The organism is Komagataeibacter melaceti (assembly GCF_003403295.1).
Classification (GTDB): Bacteria; Pseudomonadota; Alphaproteobacteria; order Acetobacterales; family Acetobacteraceae; genus Komagataeibacter; species Komagataeibacter melaceti.
The window spans coordinates 1-1,939 of sequence record NZ_QUWV01000225.1; the positions used below are offsets into that span (position 1 = coordinate 1).

Annotated in this window: 3 protein-coding genes; 2 read left to right on the top strand and 1 reads right to left on the bottom strand. The window is 60.9% G+C overall.

Annotated elements, in window-relative coordinates; translation table 11 throughout:
- The first annotated feature begins 198 nt into the window (after window positions 1-198).
- Window positions 199-1,149 (top strand): ArdC family protein, encoded by a 951-nt coding sequence (locus DY926_RS16530; protein ID WP_116704337.1) that lies wholly within the window; start codon window positions 199-201, stop codon window positions 1,147-1,149.
- Here the strand turns inward: DY926_RS16530 and DY926_RS16535 are convergent.
- Window positions 1,122-1,472, bottom strand: coding sequence for a hypothetical protein (locus DY926_RS16535; RefSeq protein WP_116704338.1), 351 nt, complete (start codon window positions 1,470-1,472; stop codon window positions 1,122-1,124). The two genes, DY926_RS16530 and DY926_RS16535, sit on opposite strands and share 28 nt — an antisense overlap.
- Window positions 1,473-1,708: 236 nt before the next feature.
- Here DY926_RS16535 and DY926_RS17650 point away from each other — a divergent pair, with 236 nt between their 5' ends.
- Window positions 1,709-1,897 carry a toxin-antitoxin system TumE family protein gene (locus tag DY926_RS17650; RefSeq protein WP_408886087.1) on the top strand — a complete coding sequence of 63 codons (189 nt, stop codon included), beginning with the start codon at window positions 1,709-1,711 and terminating at the stop codon, window positions 1,895-1,897.
- The last annotated feature ends 42 nt before the right edge of the window (window positions 1,898-1,939 follow it).

Below are 1,939 nucleotides of genomic sequence, written 5' to 3' on the forward strand. Positions count from 1 at the left end.
CGTCAGGAACGGGATGCTGTCACCCGTGCAGTTCGAACAACAGCAGATTTTGAATGCTCAAGGCGTCTAGAAAACTAGGGGCTATTCACGTTGCTCCGGTGCTGCGCATGCAACGATCGCCTCTATCGCCTCTATCGCCTCCCTCCATCTGCGCATCGGCCGCCCCGTGGCGGCAGCGCTTCAGGAGGAAAAAGGAAAATGGCGCGCACATCCAGAAAGGCTGGCGAAGACAGGCAGGACATCTACACCGAAGTCACGGAACGGATCATCCGTGAAGTGGAGGGCGGCGTGATCTCCTGGGTGCGTCCATGGAAAGATGGTGTCGGGCAGGATGGCCTGCCGGTCAACGCGGCATCAGGTCGGCGCTACTCGGGTATCAACCTGCTTCTGCTCTGGATGTCGGCTTCCGGGCATGGCTACTCCACATCCCGCTGGCTGACCTACCGGCAGGCCGCCGAAGTCGGCGGGCAGGTGCGGCGCGGCGAGCGGGGCACCATGGTCGTGTATGCCGCGACCCACACGCCACGCGATGAACTCGAAAGGAGCAATGAAAGCGGAGAGGAGCCGCGTAGCATACCGTTCCTGAAGCGTTTCGTGGTGTTCAATGTCGATCAGATCGACGGGCTTTCCAACCGTATGCGACACGGGGAGCAGGTCGCTGACGCGCCCGGCATCGCGCGGAACGGTGACCTCGACCGCTTTGTCGCCGCTACCGGGGCTGATATGCGCTTTGGTGGGAGTGAAGCCTATTATTCGCGTTCGGGTGATTATATCCAGATGCCCCCGCCAGAGGCGTTCGGCTCGGCTCAGGACCTGTTTACCGTCCAGGCGCATGAACTGGCCCACTGGGCAGGCGCGGCCCATCGACTGAACCGCGAGTTCGGCGCACGTTTCGGGGATGCCGCCTACATGCGGGAGGAACTGGTGGCCGAGATCGCCGCAGCCCAGCTTTCCGCTGTCATGGGCGTGCCGCCCGTCCTGCGCCACGCCGCATATGTCCAGCATTGGCTTTTGCTTCTTCGCGAAGACCGGCATGCAATATTCAACGCAGCGCGCCATGCCAGTGCTGCCGTTGACTTCCTGCTCAACCGGGCACGGGCAAACGAGGGCGCTGGTTGCGTTCAGCCGGATATGGGTGTCGCGGCCTGATCGCGCCGAAGAAGCTGGTAGGTGGCCACGGCGAACGCCGTGCCCAGCGCCAGCGCATGGATGATCGTATCGAGGCGGATCAGCTTGCCCTCGGCCACCTCGAAACGCGCAAGGCCCGTATGGCCCTGAAGCCAGTAGGTCATCGGTAGCAGAATATCCGCGCGCAAGGCGACGCCCCGTATCACGAAATCAGCCGCTACCCCGCACAGCCCGAACAGCACCACCAGGCATGCAAGATACGCGGCGACACCCCGCCATAGCGCCCCAAGAACATGGTAGAGCGCGCGGAAAATGGGGCGACGGGTGGAGGAAGGGACCGACATTGCGCGCTCCGGAAAACAGACTGGGCGGAAGGGTTCCCTACATTAACCCCTGACGCCGCAAAAGTACATGGCCGGGGTATCGGGACGCCTGTTCCCGGCTCCCGGTCTGTCCTGGCGCGGCAGTGAACTCCACAGGTATTGTATAAAATGACATCAGAAAGGAGCGTTGTTATAAACAACAACATGACGGTCGAACTCCTGTTCCGTGAACGCTCGGCCCTGACACCATCTTCGTTGTGGAAATCCTCGTCTGGCATGTCGCTTTCGTTGAGGATGGTGCCTGCGTGATCCGCTACGACAATGAAGCGGGGAAGGGTGATCACAGGCATATCGCCGAAAACGACGTTCCATACCGTTTCCTCGGGATTGAGGAACTGTGGGCGGACTTCTGGAAAGACGTGGAAACCTGGAGGGAAAGACAGTGAGAACGGTAACTCTTGGAATATCCTCCCTGCAGGAGACAAGGC